This is a genomic window from Paenibacillus sp. FSL H7-689 (assembly GCF_000517905.1).
Taxonomy (GTDB): domain Bacteria; phylum Bacillota; class Bacilli; order Paenibacillales; family Paenibacillaceae; genus Paenibacillus; species Paenibacillus amylolyticus.
The window spans coordinates 47,681-64,175 of sequence record NZ_ASPU01000013.1 but is presented as its reverse complement, the minus strand read 5'-3'; the positions used below and the strand labels follow the sequence as shown (position 1 = coordinate 64,175).

16 protein-coding genes are annotated in these 16,495 nt (G+C 44.5%); 12 read left to right on the top strand and 4 right to left on the bottom strand.

Translation table 11 applies throughout. The features are described from left to right. Positions 1–5: 5 nt before the first annotated feature. Both C170_RS07975 and C170_RS07970 read left to right on the top strand, forming a co-directional pair. Positions 6–1,154 (top strand): NAD(P)/FAD-dependent oxidoreductase, encoded by a 1,149-nt coding sequence (locus C170_RS07975; protein ID WP_036608176.1) that lies wholly within the window; start codon positions 6–8, stop codon positions 1,152–1,154. 179 nt (positions 1,155–1,333) lie between these two features. After that, entirely contained in the window at positions 1,334–2,524 is a 1,191-nt protein-coding gene (locus C170_RS07970; protein WP_036608174.1) for an aminotransferase-like domain-containing protein, read from the top strand. 68 nt (positions 2,525–2,592) lie between these two features. Here C170_RS07970 and C170_RS07965 read toward each other — a convergent pair whose 3' ends face one another. Next, positions 2,593–3,018, bottom strand: coding sequence for a MaoC family dehydratase (locus C170_RS07965; protein WP_036608170.1), 426 nt, complete (start codon positions 3,016–3,018; stop codon positions 2,593–2,595). Positions 3,019–3,179: 161 nt separating this feature from the next. On the opposite strand from C170_RS07965, the gene C170_RS07960 reads away from it, so the two are divergent. The 9 genes from C170_RS07960 to C170_RS07920 all read left to right on the top strand — a co-directional run bounded on the left by C170_RS07960 (position 3,180) and on the right by C170_RS07920 (position 12,536). Continuing rightward, a complete protein-coding gene (locus tag C170_RS07960; RefSeq protein WP_321163448.1) occupies positions 3,180–4,178 on the top strand; it encodes a LacI family DNA-binding transcriptional regulator in 999 nt (332 codons plus the stop codon). 116 nt (positions 4,179–4,294) lie between these two features. Further along, complete coding sequence (locus tag C170_RS07955; RefSeq protein ID WP_017688600.1) at positions 4,295–5,179, top strand: AraC family transcriptional regulator; 885 nt, start codon at positions 4,295–4,297, stop codon at positions 5,177–5,179. 85 nt (positions 5,180–5,264) lie between these two features. Further along, complete coding sequence (locus tag C170_RS07950) at positions 5,265–6,530, top strand: ABC transporter substrate-binding protein (protein WP_036608163.1); 1,266 nt, start codon at positions 5,265–5,267, stop codon at positions 6,528–6,530. 46 nt (positions 6,531–6,576) lie between these two features. Further along, on the top strand, positions 6,577–7,467 hold the full coding sequence (locus tag C170_RS07945) for a carbohydrate ABC transporter permease (protein WP_036608160.1): 891 nt from the start codon (positions 6,577–6,579) through the stop codon (positions 7,465–7,467). Between the two features lie 14 nt (positions 7,468–7,481). Further along, positions 7,482–8,363 carry a carbohydrate ABC transporter permease gene (locus C170_RS07940; RefSeq protein WP_081745887.1) on the top strand — a complete coding sequence of 294 codons (882 nt, stop codon included), beginning with the start codon at positions 7,482–7,484 and terminating at the stop codon, positions 8,361–8,363. Positions 8,364–8,511: 148 nt separating this feature from the next. Further along, positions 8,512–9,921 carry a spore germination protein gene (locus tag C170_RS07935; RefSeq protein ID WP_036608157.1) on the top strand — a complete coding sequence of 470 codons (1,410 nt, stop codon included), beginning with the start codon at positions 8,512–8,514 and terminating at the stop codon, positions 9,919–9,921. A 40-nt stretch (positions 9,922–9,961) separates the two neighbouring features. After that, positions 9,962–11,080 (top strand): GerAB/ArcD/ProY family transporter, encoded by a 1,119-nt coding sequence (locus tag C170_RS07930; RefSeq protein ID WP_036608155.1) that lies wholly within the window; start codon positions 9,962–9,964, stop codon positions 11,078–11,080. 19 nt (positions 11,081–11,099) lie between these two features. Next, on the top strand, positions 11,100–12,275 hold the full coding sequence (locus tag C170_RS07925) for a Ger(x)C family spore germination protein (protein ID WP_036608152.1): 1,176 nt from the start codon (positions 11,100–11,102) through the stop codon (positions 12,273–12,275). A 42-nt stretch (positions 12,276–12,317) separates the two neighbouring features. Continuing rightward, the gene (locus tag C170_RS07920) at positions 12,318–12,536 is read left to right on the top strand and encodes a hypothetical protein (RefSeq protein ID WP_036608149.1); all 219 of its coding nucleotides are present in this window, start codon (positions 12,318–12,320) and stop codon (positions 12,534–12,536) included. Positions 12,537–12,619: 83 nt separating this feature from the next. Here C170_RS07920 and C170_RS07915 read toward each other — a convergent pair whose 3' ends face one another. Further along, positions 12,620–13,894 (bottom strand): stalk domain-containing protein, encoded by a 1,275-nt coding sequence (locus C170_RS07915; protein WP_036608146.1) that lies wholly within the window; start codon positions 13,892–13,894, stop codon positions 12,620–12,622. 266 nt (positions 13,895–14,160) lie between these two features. Here C170_RS07915 and C170_RS07910 point away from each other — a divergent pair, with 266 nt between their 5' ends. Next, positions 14,161–14,583, top strand: a complete 423-nt coding sequence (locus tag C170_RS07910; RefSeq protein WP_036608143.1) for a hypothetical protein — start codon at positions 14,161–14,163, stop codon at positions 14,581–14,583. A gap of 97 nt (positions 14,584–14,680) precedes the next feature. Here the strand turns inward: C170_RS07910 and C170_RS07905 are convergent, their stop codons facing one another. Together C170_RS07905 and C170_RS07900 are read right to left on the bottom strand one after the other, a co-directional pair. Then, positions 14,681–15,106 carry a hypothetical protein gene (locus C170_RS07905; RefSeq protein ID WP_036608140.1) on the bottom strand — a complete coding sequence of 142 codons (426 nt, stop codon included), beginning with the start codon at positions 15,104–15,106 and terminating at the stop codon, positions 14,681–14,683. Positions 15,107–15,152: 46 nt separating this feature from the next. Next, entirely contained in the window at positions 15,153–16,385 is a 1,233-nt protein-coding gene (locus tag C170_RS07900) for a GAF domain-containing sensor histidine kinase (protein WP_036608137.1), read from the bottom strand. Between the last annotated feature and the right edge of the window lie 110 nt (positions 16,386–16,495).

The window sequence follows — 16,495 nt, the reverse complement described above, 5'->3', positions numbered from 1 at the left end:
CTTACGTGTCGAAATCGATAGATGTGATTGTCATCGGAGCCGGAATTGCCGGCAGTACATGTGCCATGCAACTGGCAGGGAAAGGACATCGGACCCTTTTGCTGGATCGCCAGGAGTTCCCGCGGCACAAAACCTGCGGTGAGTTCATGTCACCCGAAACCAAGGAGATGTTAGAGGTTCTGGACATTCACCTTCTGGACCATTCGAAGAAACCCAGCACCATGGATCATGCCAAAATCGTTATGCCACAAGGCGGAGTGATCGAAGCACCGCTGCCAGGATTCGCATATGGCATAAGTCGATATGAGCTGGACCAGATTTTGCATCAGAAGGCTCAGGAGGCCGGAGCTCAGATTGTGACCAAAGCGACGATAACGAGCATTGAGCAGCTTGAGGATGCCAGTTATGAGGTTCAGGTGAAACAAGGAAATGAGCAGATCAGCTACAGAGTCAAAGCCGTCATCGGAGCACATGGGACCAAAAAGCCGCGCGGGATGGCTTCCGCACCTGATCTGCGGGATCAAACCGTATATGTTGGTATTAAATCTCACTTCAGCGGGATAGAGATTCCCGCAAGGGTAGAGTTATATTTTTGCGAGGGTGGTTACGTGGGCATTTCCCCAATTGAGGATGGCATTGTGAATGTCGCCGCATTGTTGACACTTGATACCGTCCAGGGAAGTGGCAAGTCTGTCAACGATATTTTACAGGCGGCTTCCCTGACAAACGTGAGTTTGGCAGCCCGTTTAGCCGAAGGAGAGCCTGTAGATGGAACGCAAGTGTCGATTGCGCCGCTGCATCTATCCAATGTTCCTGAACCATGGTCCCAATATCCGCATATTGGGGATGCCATGCTGATGATACCGCCCTTATGTGGAGACGGGATGTCCATTGCCCTTCGCTCCTCACTCCTGTGTGCAAGGTGGACTGACAAGTACCTGCAAGGCGACATTGAACATGCCGATTGGCAGAGTAATTACACGCTGGAAGCAAGCCGGGAATTCACCCAATTGCTCAGACGTGCAAGGAGAATTCAAAAGCTGGCTTTTGCCAAAACCAATAAATTCTATCCTGGTCTGGCTCGGATGATTCCCGGTCTAGCCGCTTATGTTGTGAAGGCCACACGGTTATCCGAGATGAACGCAGCGCGCTAATAGACTGAAACTTTGCTCAATACTTATGCAAAAGAGGTTGCTGACGGCGGCCTCTTTTTTGGTGTATAAACATTAATTTTGTCGAGACAGTTTGGAAATTTGGGAAATGCTCGTATAATAGAATCTAATGTAATGATAGAGAACTAAGTCAGATGAAATGTCGGGAGGCACTATTTAAGATGAATTATTCATTTTCCAATCGTATCGCAGCACTGCAACCATCCATTATTCGAGAGATTCTGAAGGCTTCTTCGGGTCAAAATGTAATTCCATTCGCTGCGGGTAATCCCGCTCCGGAAACCTTTCCTATTGAGGCGATTCGCACGTTCACCCAAACCATTCTGGAGCATGACCCGGTCACAGCTCTGCAATATGGGATTACGGAAGGATATGTTCCCCTCAGGGAAGCATTGACTCAACATTTGAAGACAGGTTTTGATACCGGTAAACCATCCGATCAATTGTTCATTGTATCTGGAGCGCAGCAGGGGATTGAACTGGCCTGTAAAGTATTCTGTAATGAAGGGGACACGATTATCTGTGAGAGTCCGAGCTTTATCGGTTCCCTGAACTCCTTCCGGGCATCCGGTGCAAAGCTTGCCGGTGTTCCGATGGAGATGGACGGTATGGATATCGAGAAGCTGGAACAGGCGCTGCAAACGGAGCCTAATGTGAAAATGATCTACGTGATCCCAAGTTTCCAGAATCCTACCGGTGTAACAACGAGTCTTGCAAAACGTAAGGCCATATACGAGCTGGCTAAGAAGTATGGCGTTATGATTTTGGAAGATAACCCGTACGGAGAACTTCGATTCAATGGAGACGATGTGCCAACCATCAAGTCTATGGATGATGAGGGTCTGGTCATATATGTTGGATCATTCTCCAAAATTTTGTCGGCAGGACTGCGCGTTGGTTTTGTACAAGCGCCCCATGAAGTCGTGGAGAAGATGGTTGTTGCCAAACAGGGAGAAGACGTACATACGGCCATGCTTCCACAGATTCTGGCGTACAAGTTCATGACAGAGTATGATTACGCGGGGCACATTAACAGCATTCGTGAGGTCTATCGGAGAAAAGCAACATTGATGATGGACAAGCTGCAAGAGCATATGGGTGAGTCCATTACCTATACCCAACCGGATGGTGGACTGTTCCTCTGGTGTGATCTGCCAGCACATGTGCCAATGCTTGATTATGCCAAGACAGCGGCAGCTCAAGGGGTTGCGGTTGTACCGGGAAATGCATTCCTGGTGAACGAGCAAGACCCTTGTAATGCCATCAGACTTAATTTCTCAACCCCGTCAGACGAACAGATTGTCAAGGGTGTAGAGATTTTGGGGCAGGTATTGAAAGGGTATAACGCTTAAAAATGATTCAATGTGATATATCTACGAAAAGCCGCCAATTGGCGGCTTTTTTGGGCTTTTTCTCAGCCTTAATTATCGATTAAAGCACTTAATTCTGCCTGAAATACCTTTTGATTCTTCTGATTGAAAGTACTCAGCAGTACCGTAACAATCCCATTTCCTTTTCGTCTGGGAGTCAGTCCAATAACTTCTGCAATGACATGAAGTTCATCATCCGGAAAGACAGGTTTCAGGAATTGAATGTTATTCATTCCGGTGCCCGCCACGACATGCTCTCCATAGACCCCGACCTCAATCCATAATTTAAAGGAGATATTCATCGTTTGCATGCCAGAAGCAATTAAACTGCCAAATCGGCCTTGCTTGGCCTTTTCCTCATCCAAATGCATGTACTGTGGGTCATAGATTGTGGCAAACTCAATAATATCACACTTGGATAATGCCAAAGATGTGGTTTCGTAACGCTGACCTATTACATATTCACTAAATCTCATGAAGGCACCTCGGTTTCTTAAATATGTTTTTTCGTAGTTGATGTTTTGCTAAGAGACATGACTGGACTGACGTGTTAAAATGCTAGTGAACTATCCCGTGTGTATTGCTGTGTTACTGCCATAATGAACTAAACAGATGAAACTGTTTTTGAGGAGTATATATGATGACAACGATTAAAGATGTAGCCAAGATGGCTGGTGTAGCCAGTTCGACCGTATCTTGCGTACTTAACGATAAAGGGAATGTAAGTGAGCCGACAAGACTTCGAGTGCTTGAGGCAGCGAGTCAACTCAATTATGTTAGGCATGGTCCTGCATCGGAATTAAAACGAAATAGTACACAAACCATTGGTATTATTGTCCATGACATGTCCAGCCCGTATTTCTCGGATTTGGTGAACGGAATAGAAACTGTCGTTATGAGTCATGGATACGATATGATCGTATGTAGTTCGTTGGGTGGAGAGAAGTCGACAGCCCATCGTTACATTCGTGAACGAAGAATTGACGGAGCTATTGTTATTGCTCAGAATATTCAAGATCAGTTGCTGATTGAAGCATCTGAAGCAGGGTTTCCGATTGTTGTCATGGATCGGGATCTGGATGCTCAACATATTGTAAAGGTTTTGATGAGTGATACGCAAGGTGGTTACTTGGCTACACGTTATCTGATCGATAAAGGGCATCGGACAATAGCTTATATTAGTGGCCCGTCACAATCGGAATGTAATCTCCATCGTTATCAAGGTTATTTGAAAGCCTTGAAGGAGGCAGGCATTGAAGAGAACCCCGAATGGAAAATTGGCGGACAATACATGAAGCAAGATGGGTACGATGCAGCCAAGAAACTGCTTGAAGGAGAGTTGCCATCCGCTGTATTTTTTGCAAATGATGAAATGGCCATCGGCGGCTTGGAAGCCTTCAGGGAGCATGATATCTCAATACCTGAGCAGTTATCCGTAATTGGCTTTGACAATATACCTGCATCTCAGTACATGAATCCACCTCTAACCACATTTCGTCAGCCGAAGAGGGATGCAGGCCAGCTTGCAGGTCATGTTCTCTTCCAACTGCTGAACGGAGAGATCGTAGAGACGTTATATACACTGGACATCCAATGCGTGGAACGTGATTCTGTTCGGCTCCTCAACCTGAGTTGAGGAGTTTTTTGCATTCGATAGAATTTTAAATACTTAAAAAGAAAGGAGAGTAGCCATTAATGCATAATATAAAGATGAGGAGTATTTTTCATTGGAAATAAATGGAGGTTGATACGATGGGCGTACCCACTTTTTTGGAGACAGGCCATATGCAAGAAGGTTTTCCCATTCGGGTAATTCATACAGGAAATCAGTTCAATTATGCTGCGCACTGGCATGATGAGGTTGAACTGGTTCTCGTCAATGGTAAGAGCGCCAGAATTGGCGTGAACGACCACGTGTGTGAGTTGGAAAAAGGGGATGTGCTGCTGATCAAACCAGGGGATGTGCACTGCTTTTTGCCGGGGACCGAACATTTGACCATTATCTTGTTCCGACTCGAATTGTTAACCGGGAGTTTCACGACCGAAGCCGAAATTCAGGATCTCGGACAACTTTTCAACAAAACAACAGTTATTCCCTCGAATACGGGAAGTCAGAGCAATCTGACTCAATATATAGATGACATCATTACCGAGAAGAAAAATCAGAAGCCGGGATACCGATGGTTAATGGTGTCCAGATTGTATGATCTCATCATACTTTTATTACGTACCAAAGTACCGGTTACCACAGATGAATCTTCATCTTCAGGATGGGCATGTACTTCCTCCAAAAAATTTGAATTCCTTGAATCGGTCTGTGAATACCTGGAGGAGCACTACGCTGAGCCCATTAAGCTGGAACAGGTGGCAGAACATATTAAATTCAGCAAGTTCCATGTCTGCAAGCTGTTCAAAGAGATCAAGGGAGTAACACTGATGGAATACTTGAATCATTTTCGAATTATCAAATCCGAGTGGGCCTTATTGTTCCGTCAGGATACGATTCTGGAGATTGCGATCGGACATGGATTTAACAATGTTAACTCCTATAATCGTCTTTTTAAAAAATATAATGACTGTACACCCTCCGAATTTCGTAAGAAACATCGTACGAATATCACAAAATATGGAGGGTAATGCACAATATTTGTGGAGAAAGCCCTCTCCAAAATCAATATACTCTAATAAATTGTAAGCGTTTCCTTTTTGAAGGAGGGGGCCTATGAAGAAGTGGTTTAAGCCAACTATTGTATTTGTATGTGCAGCGATGTTGTTAGCTGGTTGTCAGTTCAGTCCATCGAGTCAAACCAAGCAACAGGAGATTACCGTGTGGAGTTTTACAGATGAAGCAGGGTACGCCATCGAGAAATTCGAACAGAAATATCCTGACATCAAAGTGAACTTTGTCAACATCCCCGGTAATTTCTATATCACCAAGCTGAAATCTGCGCTACAGACAACCTCGAAGGCTCCAGATGTATTTATGATTGAAAATGCGAATATTCGAGAGCTGATTGACGTTCCATATCTGGAGAATTTATCAGCTTCGCCGTATAACGCCAATGAACTTATCCAGGAACAATATGCTTTTGTTCAGGCCAATGAACAGGACAGTGAGGGAAATGTCAGAGCGATAGGTTATCAGGGAACACCAGGGGGCATCTACTATCGTCGGGATTTGGCGAAGAAATATCTGGGCACCGATGATCCTGAGAAGGTGGGTTCACAGATCGATACATGGGAGAAGATCTTCGAGATTGGAGAGAAGGTACAGCAACTTAGCGGGAATAAAGTACATGCATTGGCGAATTGGAATGCTATATCGAATTCATATGATGGTATACCTTGGGTGAAGGACGGCAAACTTGTCATCGATCCAACGTACTTGGAAGTGCTTGATCTTGTACGTGAAGCACGTGAGCGGAATGTACTTGCCGAGTATGAAGATGGAAGTGCCGGTTACGCTGCATCCATGCAAAAAGGAGAGGTCATGTTTTATCCCGGGGCAACCTGGGGTTTGCAATATACGTTCAAGGCAAACGCTCCGGATACCGAAGGCATGTGGGGCTTGGCACAGGGACCGTCAGCCTTTAGTTCAGGTGGAACCTATATCGCGATGTACAGTAAAAGTGAGAAAAAGGATTTGGCCTGGAAGTTTATTGAGTTCTATAATTTTGACCACGATTTTCTATCCGAGTTAGCGAAAGAACAGGATTATTTCACCAGCAACATGGTTGTGAATGATGAACTTGCCCCGTCTCTCTCATCATCTTATTTGGGAGGACAAAAGCATTTCGAGTTTTTCTCGGAGGCTGCAAAACGGGTACCTGTATACGAACGCACCAAATATGATGCCACGATTAATAATGATATCTACAAGATTGTACTCCAGTTATATCTCAACAAGGACATTCAGACCAAGGAAGAAGTCGTAAAGCGAATCAAACGTGATGTTACCTTGAGATTTCCGGAGCTGGAAGTGGATTAGTAAGCGATTGAACATACACATCCGATGATAACTGGGGGGATAGAACATGTTTGCCAAAACGATTCGCAAGGACCATTACGGCTACTACTTCATTGCTCCGTTTTTTATTATTTTCACCACTTTTGGGCTGTATCCCATTTTATATTCGCTCTACATCAGTTTCACCAACTTTGATGGGATCACGACACCTGATTTTGTAGGGATCGGTAACTACGTCGCCGTATTACAAGACCCGTTGTTCTACAAAACCTTGTTTAATACGTTATTCATCTGGGGCGTATCTGTAGTTCCACAGCTCACAATCTCACTTGTGTTGGCTTTTATCTTGAATGATAAGCTGCTCAAAGGACGGGACTTTTTCAGAGCCGTATACTTTTTTCCCAACATCGTTACGGCGGCATCACTTGGACTACTTGTCAGCTTGATTTTTGACTGGCAGTCTGGCGGACTGAACCATTTTTTGGTGCAGACCGGCATAATACAAGATCCAATTAACTGGAAAAATGACCCCTGGTTTATGCGTCTGATTGTATCATCCATTTTGTTTTTTCAATACTTTGGCTATTCGATGGTCATCTACCTAGCCGGTCTTCAGGGCATTGACCCTTCTCTGCTGGAGGCTGCCCAGATGGATGGTGCGAAAAAGAAACATATTTTCATCCATATTATCGTGCCGATGCTCCGTCCAATTATTCTGTTTCAGATGATTACATCCATTATTGGTGGCATCCAGATTTTCGATCAGCCATTTACACTAACCAACGGCAATGGCGGTCCTGACCGAGCAGCCATGACGAGCATTATGTATCTCTATAATGTAGCATTTCAGAGCACACGATTTGGTTACGGCGCTGCCATCGCATTTTGCCTGTTCATCATTATCATATTGTTGTCTGTTGCATCCTTCATCATGACCAAGCGGAAGAGCCGTTCATAGGGAGGGGAGTTCTTATGCAAACTGCAAAATCAGTTGAACAACCAAATGCGGCGATTCAGCAATATGCCAATACAAGGGGCCTGACGGCAGGTAAAATCATCATCTATCTGTTGCTGACAGGTCTTGCCGTGCTCTGCATTATTCCATTTTATCTGATGCTTATCTATTCCACACATAACAATGCAACGATTGCTTCGACGTTTACATTTCTCCCTGGGTCATTTTTGATTGATAACTATCTGAACATGGTATCCAAAATCAACATATGGCGTGGGTTTGCCAACAGCATATTTATTGCCGGAACATCGACCGTATTATCTCTGTATATTGGGGCCTTAACTGCGTATGGATTTGCCAAATTTAAATTCAAAGGTCGAAACGGGTTGTTCCTGTTTCTGTTAGCAACCATGATGGTACCGGGTCAACTGGCTTTGATTGGCGTATATCGACTATTCAGCATGATGGGACTTCTGGATAGTTATGCCGCAATTATTTTGCCTGCTGCGGCTAACGCGTTTAATGTATTTTTTATCAAACAGTTCATGGAGAGCAGCATCCCGGATGAGATTATTGAATCTGCACGGGTGGACAGTGCCGGTGAGTTCCGGACGTTCAATCAGATTGTACTGCCTATTCTGGGGCCGGCAATCGCCGCCCTTGGCATATTCACGTTTATCGGATCATGGAATAATTTCCTGACACCGCTCGTGCTATTTTTCTCCCTGGATAAATATCCGCTTCCGGTATTGGTTGCGCTAGTGCAGGGGTACTATGGGATGGATTATGGGCTCTTGTATTTGGGTGTAGCGATCTCAATCCTGCCTATTATCATTGTATTCTCTATATTTTCCAAACAGATTATTGGGAGTGTTGCTTTGGGTGCTGTGAAAGGATAGGAATGAATAGCGTTTTATATCATCAGAGTCGCTCATGAGGGCGGCTTTTTTGGCATTCTATATTTTGCGTATATATCCCATGTGATAAGTAAAGGATACCTTTAACTGAGAATATCTGGACGGAGCGTTTACGGAAAGGGGAGGCGTCATGGACACATCAGCGATAACACAACAGGACCTGCCATTAACCGGAAATCTTGCTATTGATCAAGAAATGTTACGCTCCGTTTTTGCGGGTTGCTCGGACGTTGTATTTCATACATTCCAAACGGCGTGTCTTACTTCAGCATTATGCGTATATTGTGTTGGTGTATGCGATACGGAACGGCTGGAACGACAGGTACTAACGCCCCTTCAGGAAATGGGGATCGAAGCTGCGCAAGTTCCCCTAGCTTCTGTTAAGCAAGTTGAAACGACTACTCAAGCAGTACAGGCCATATTTGAAGGAGAAGCTCTGTTACTGCTGGACGGTTCAATAGGAGGAACTACATACCCTCTATACCTAGCTGCAAATCGTTCAACGGAAGAACCGTTAGCTGAATCGACCGTGCGTGGTGCACGGGATGGGTTCACAGAGTCGTTGACCATGAATATGTCTTTATTGCGCAAACGTCTCAAGACACCTGCATTGAAGATTCATACACGTAACATGGGAGATCGTACAAACACCAGTATTTCACTTGTATACATGGAGGGGATTATTGATCCCAAACTTGTTAAGGAAGTGGAGACACGACTTGGCGATTTAAAGCTCCGAGACGTACTGGAGAGTCAGTACATTGAAGAAGGCATTGTCGACCAGCGATATTCACCATTTCCACAGATGATTGCGACAGAGCGCCCGGATGTCGTCGTATCCAACTTGCTGGAAGGTCGTTTTGCTATTCTCGTTGACGGAACGCCGTTTACCCTTATCGCACCAGTAACCATTTTTTCCATGTTACAATCCCCCGAAGATTATTATCAAAATGTGTTCATGAGTGTTTTTGTACGCTGGCTGCGATACATTTTTTTTGTTTTATCCATGCTGCTTCCATCGGCTTATGTAGCGATTACGACGTTTCATCAGGAGATGATTCCTACCGTATTACTTCTCAGTATTGCTCGGGCGAGAGAAGAGATCCCTTTTCCTGCCCTGGTGGAAGCACTCATTATGGAAATTGCCTTTGAAGCATTGCGTGAGGCTGGCGTCCGATTGCCCAAGCAGGTCGGATCAGCGGTCAGTATTGTGGGGGCCTTAATTATTGGGCAAGCGGCGACGAGTGCCGGAATTGTCTCAGCCCCCATGATTATCATTGTAGCGATTACCGGTATCGCTTCTTTCATGATCCCTCGCTATGCTGCCAGCATCGCGACCCGTCTACTACGTTTTCCCATGATGTTTCTTGCAGGAACGTTGGGACTCACGGGTGTCATGCTGGGAGTCATCTTGGTTGTCATTCATCTAAGCAGTCTTCGTTCATTTGGAACACCTTATCTCTCACCGGTAGCACCTACGATGGCTAAGGAACTTAAGGATGTATGGTGGCGTCCATCCCCAAGGAACAAACCACACTAGAACAATCTACATTCAAGCAAACAAGGGAGCGGGATTACATATGTTGACGGACAAAGGGAAAATATCGGTGACTCAATTGGCATTTATGGTCTTTCCCGCCATTCTCGCGACGGCTATCCTGTCTGTGCCTGGAATTACAATGCACTATGCAGGACATGACATGTGGATGACCCCAATTATAGGTTCGATCGTTGGGTTGGCTGCCATTGGTATTTCCGTTGGACTTGATCGTCTGTACCCTGGAAAAACGCTCATTCAATCCAGTGTATTGATTATTGGTCGGATTCCTGGCAAGTTATTCGGCCTGATATATATCGCTTTTTTGCCCCACCTGACGGGCTTGATTATTCGGGAATACGGTGAATTCATTGTCAATAATGCACTTCCGCGTACACCTTTGTTTGTTGTGATGGGGACGATGGTTGTTGTATGTGCGATTAATGTCAGACTCGGGATTGAAGTTGTCGGACGAACCGCTCAGGTGTTTGTTACCCTGCTGATCGTTCTGCTGGCTTTGATCTTTATATTGTTGATTGGTGAACTGAATCCTGCCGAGCTGTTTCCTTTTATGGAGAAGGGTCCAATTCCCATTATTACGGGGGCTGCTGCACCTGCTGCATGGTTTAGTGAATATATCGTGTTGGCTTTTCTGCTACCTTATGTGAATGAAAAAAAACGAATAACCCGGGTCATACTGGGTTCCCTTGTGTTTACAACAACTGCGATGACAGTTACCAATCTGTTTTGCCTGTTTTTAATTGGTGATTTGACGGATACATTTGTATTTCCAGTCATGATCGCAGCAAGATACATAACCATTGCGGACTTTCTGCAACATATCGAATCCCTTATTATTGCCATCTGGATTTTCGGTATTTTCGTTAAAATTTCCGTTTTTCTATATATCTTTGCTACATCAACCGCGGAATGGTTTGGTTTGCGGGACTACAAACCTGTGGTTGGTCCACTTTCGTTTCTGTGCATGGTATTTGCTTACTGGGTTGTGTCCGGTGGATCTGGTGTTTCCAGTTTGGTTAGTGCTTCAGCCAACTTGTATACGATCAGCATTTTATTAATCCTTCCGGCTATGATCTACGGTGTTGCATGGCTGAAGAAAGGGTGGGCACATTTTCGGAAGAAGAATCGAGCGAACACCTGATTGATGGGGGGAGGAGCACTTGCGAATATTTAGAGTACTACTAATGCCAATATTGTGTTGTGTGCTTTTAAGTGGATGTTGGGATCGTATCGAGATTAACGATTTGGCTATCGTGCTGGCTACAGGGATAGATTATGAGGATGGTGAAGTACAATTGACTTCACAGATTTTCATTCCGCGAAAGGCGAGTGCAGGAGATAGCAGTGGGAGTGGAGGCAGTCCAAGCGGGGTAACAATGATTCGAACAGCGGAAGGACGTACAATTGCCGAGGCATTGAATCGGTTACAACGTAAAGTTCCCCGGAATATGTTCTGGGGCCACTGCGAAGTCATAATCATTAGTGAGCAAGCCGGCAAACGCGGTATCCGCGAGTATATCGATTTCTTCCTGCGTTACCCTCAGTTCAGGGAGCATGCATATGTCTTTTCCAGCGATAAGGCTGCGAAAGATATTCTTGCGTTACTTGATCCACTGGAGCGAAGTTCTGCTGAATCGTTGCGTGAGATGGCCAATTTGAAGTTAGGTACACGTGTTACTGCGCTTGAATTGGCTAAATCTATTGAAGGTCCGAGCAGTTCAGCCATTTTGTCTCGCATGTTAATCTTACCCCCGGAGCCCGATCAGGATAAACTGACGACAACGCCATATGTGAAAGGTCTGAGTATGTATAAGAAGGATCGTTATGTCAAGACGGTCAAAGAACCACTAAGCGTAGGTGTATTACTACTTGCAAAAGAACTGAACAGCATTATCATGCCCGTTGAGTTTGAGCCGTTAAAGGGTTCTTTTTCGATAAGACTCATTGAAAATAAAACCTCCTTGAAGCCGCGAATTGTAAACAAACAGTGGAGTATGAAGGTCGACATCCAAACCAGGGGAGAAGTGGTGTTAAATACGACGGATGCCAATCTGACGGATCCCGCTGTATTAACTAAACTGGAAAAGGAATGGTCGGCTAAACTCACATCTTTGGCTCATGATGCTTTAGACATGTCCCAGAAAGAGCTGCGCTCCGATTTCTTCAAATTCGCAGTTGAATTCCGCAGATATTACCCGCATCAATGGAAGGCGCAGGAGAAGAACTGGGAAACCATCTATCCTGATATGGACGTGCAAGTCAACGTAGATGCACATGTAGTACGCACCGGAAAATCAACAGGACCACAGGGGATACCTAATGAGGACGAAAGTTGAACAGAATCGGCTCCTGTACAAGCCTGGAAGAGAGGTGATTGCATGAAACTAGGCTCAATCCTTGGAATATTGATGCTGGCGACTGCGATAGTGTATGGAGAGTGGAAGAGCAGCAAAGAGAAGCGAGCCAGAATAGTGAGCGCGGGATTTACTGCTGTGGCGGCAGTAATTGGGATCATTCTTCTCTTTCAGCCCCGTTTGCCTGGTCCTACCCAGTTTGTGAAGCTTATATTTGGAAGTGTGGATAAATTTATAAAATAAGATGATGGGAAAAAGAAGGACCAAGTCTCTGCGTACCAGAGGCTTGGTCCTTCTTTTATTTAAGTTGTAGCCAGTTAGAAAGTTTACTCTTTGATCACAGAAGCATTTACGGCATCTTCCATTTTCGTATTGTAAGAACGGAACAGACCCAGACGCCAGAACGCGGCTCCTTTGAGGTCATAACGTTTGGCGAGACCCAGCTTATCATCAACAGAGGAGGGCGTTTCACTGCTTAGACTGATACCAAGCAGAAGCTTGCTCTTTGGTACACCAGCCTGTATGGCTAATTGAATCGCTTGATCCACAAGACTATTTGGCTCAGGTACCTGAGATTTGGTGCCAACCGGATTATACTGATAGGCCATAATAATAAGATCATCTGCAATAGAGGCAAGTGTTTTGTAATCATAACCTTTATAAGCACTATTTAGCGGTGGTACCGCCAGAGATAAAGCTGTGTCCTGGGGCAAGGAACTCTTTAGTTGTTTCACGTAAGCATTGAGCAGCTTCTGTTGTTCTACTACATCCAGTTTAAAGCCCAGTCCTTCAAAATCCAGAACAACTCCGTCAAAACCATGCTCTGTGACAGCAGCAGTTATACCTTCAATCGATTTCTGCCGCAGGATCTTGTCGCTCAGAACTTTGGTCAGTTCTCCGTTTCCATCCAAGGCATACACCATGAGCTGTGGTTGGATCTGTTGATCTGCTGCATCAGCAACGATGGACTGCGGTGTAATATCACCCGCAGCAGCAGGGAGGCGGTACTCTTCTCCTTGGAGCGTAAACTGACCTTCACGATCAATGCGGCTCCAGCCAAAGGCTACGGAATTCATGGAAGAAATAAGGTCCTTTTCTTGAAAGGATTGCAATGCATAGAAGGCTCTCAGGTGCATCTCGCGTTGTGGGGAGACAAGGGAGACCGTCTTGGTTGCTTGATTCCAGCTTACTTGTACACCGAATTGGTTACTGAACGAACTTAGTGGAATAAGTACGCGGCCCTCCCGCTGAACGGGTGCAGCTGCGAGTGTAACTTTTTTTCCATTTACGGTCGCTGTGGTGCTGCCAACTTGTAATAGTACCTCGGTAGTTTGTCCTTTCACAGTGTTTGTCGCTTTTACAGTCTGTGATTTGCTGTTCCAGGTAATATCGATACCTAGGGCTTCACCGACTGTCCGAAACGGAACATAAGTGACACCTTTATCAATACGTGGAGCTGCATCAAATTTCAGGGGAACATCATCCAAGTGCACTGAAATGGCCGGGGCAGCATAGGCTCCACCGATATTGGGGGTACTTCCAAGAATAGAGAGAGCAATTACAGTAACCGCGGCGATTTTCCCTACACGTTTAATAAGCATCGTTTGTGTCCTCCAACTCCGTACATAATAGTAGAATCGTATTTTGAACAGAATCTAGTAATCTAACATATGTAGCATAACAAAATTTTCATATCGTTCCAATATAAGAGTCCGGAATTTAGTCGTATATATCATATCGCTGTTTAATAGATTCTTCCGACCATAGTGAAATTAAATGATAGCTTTGGTGAGTTGTTGGCTAGAAGTCCAAACACAATAGTACGCTACGAATATACTATCCTATCCCAACATTAGGAGGTAGATTGATGAGCACATTTCTGGATGCAAGAACATCACAAAATGCCAGTTTGGCCAACTCAATAGCTATTCCAATATTATTACTGAACACCCCACAGCTCTTTGGTCAAATCGGTCTGCAAACTGCCGGAGCAGGAGCGAATCCCAGAGTTCAATTTAAAGGAACGGTTTCTGTACAATTACCTTTAGCTCTTGTGGGCATAACGATTACCGTTGTAAGAGGTACCTTGTCAACGGACCCGGTTATTTACTCCGCAACGTCCACATTTGGTTTAAGTGTATTGGCACCACAAGTAATAACATTCTCTGGAAATGATTTTAATCCACCGATTTTACCACAATTAACTTACACTGCTTTTATAAGCTCCAACTTGCTGGGAACAGTCCGTGTTGGTCCCGAGAATTTTGATGGATTTGTGGTCTCTGATTAATAGCTCGCTCTAAAAATAGTTATGTTAATCGTAAAAACAACCCCATACCTCTAATCTACGGGAAACCGATTAGAGGTATGGGGTTGTACGTGTTTGTTCAATCTGAAACGACATATCCGTCGAAACTCTCGGGTCCCACCCGAGTAGTACCGAGCAGGTTTGTGCTGATAAATGCGGTATAGGTTAATTGAGGCATAAGTGGTGGGTTATAGTCAGTGGAAGAGAAGACAATTACTTCAGGGTTAAGCAGACCATTCAGACCATATGTGTGGTTTCCCGAGTATACAATTGGATCGGTTGCGATGGTTCCTCTTACCACAGTAATCCTCACTATAAAAAGTGCACGTGGCAATTGCACCGTGATGGTTCCTTTTAATGAAACTCTTAGATTGGTTCCGGCTCCAGCGGTGATGAGACCAATCTGGCCGAATAATTGTGGCGTAAAAATCACTGGAATCGGTATGGAAATGGAATTAAACAACGCAGCATTTTGCGATGATCTTGCATCCAGAAATTGAGTCAACGTATATACCTCCTATCTGTTTCAGATAGAATAATATATTCATCATTCAGATATTTGTATGGACGTTGGGTGAAGCGCTGGAAATATTAAAGACAAACCGACTGCCCATAGGACTGGACTCTTTAAGCCATACAATGCCACCCATTAATTCGGCGAGTTGTTTACAGATGGACAGGCCAAGCCCTGCTCCGCCATACTTTCCTGAATTACCATGAATCTGGGAGTAGGATTTGAACAACAGATCCTGACGATCCTGTGGGATGCCGATGCCTGTATCCTTTATTTCGTAGGATGCATGGAGAGTACCTTTGGTATCAGCAGATACCTCAGTAGAGATGCATACTTCACCTTTCTCCGTAAATTTAAGTGCATTCCCAACGAGATTGATTAAAATCTGACGAACTTTGTGCTGATCGCCCATAAGCATCAGATGATCATTAATATTATATTCTGCGTACAACCTAATTCCTTTTTTCTGTGCTTCAGAAGAGAATAATTGTAATACATGTTCAACTGTGTCAGAGACACTATAGGGCTTGATCTCCAGAGAGATCGCACCCGCTTCTGCTTTGGAGTAGTCCAGAATTTGATCCATCATCGACAGAAGGCTGGCGCCACTTGACTCAATGACATTAACATATAACGATTGATCCTCACTTAGCCTGGTCGATTGTAACAGATTGGCCATTGCAAGAACACCATTCATTGGCGTCCGGATTTCATGGCTGAGAACGGCCAGCAAATTTTTCTTTTCTTCAAGCACTTTTGCAGCGGTCTCTTCCGCCTGTTTTAACTGTTGCAGAGTTGTTTCCATCTCAAGAAGACTCGTGAAAAAGGAAGACAAGGAGAGAAGCAGATCCACGTCCTTTTGTTGATAGGAATAGAAATCCTGATCAAATGAGCAAAGGGAGCCGTAAATTTCTCCGTTCTCATTATGTATAGGCACACCAACAAATGAACACCCACCTACGAATTCGGTTGCGTCCATATGTCTGGTTAATGGATGTGTTAGATTATTATTGATTACTAACGGGCCTTGGGAATGTTCAGTCACAAGTGCACAGTATGACTCGGCGTTGTCAACGACCAGCCCCTCACCCAGAATTAGTTTGTCACGATTATATACGTTCAGAACCTTGGTGGATAGATGATCCAACTGGGCAATACAAAACGTGTTTGCAGGAATTAACCTGCTTGCCGTGTCCATGACATTAGCAGCCGAATCATATAATTTATGTGAGACAAGGGATAGTACATCAATGAATTCTGTTTTTAACATATTGATTTGACTCCTCCTGATTGTAGAAATTCGTTGTGCACTGTATTCAGTATATATGAATTTGAAGAATCGATCATGTATGGTTTTGACAGTGGAAGACGGAAATGAGA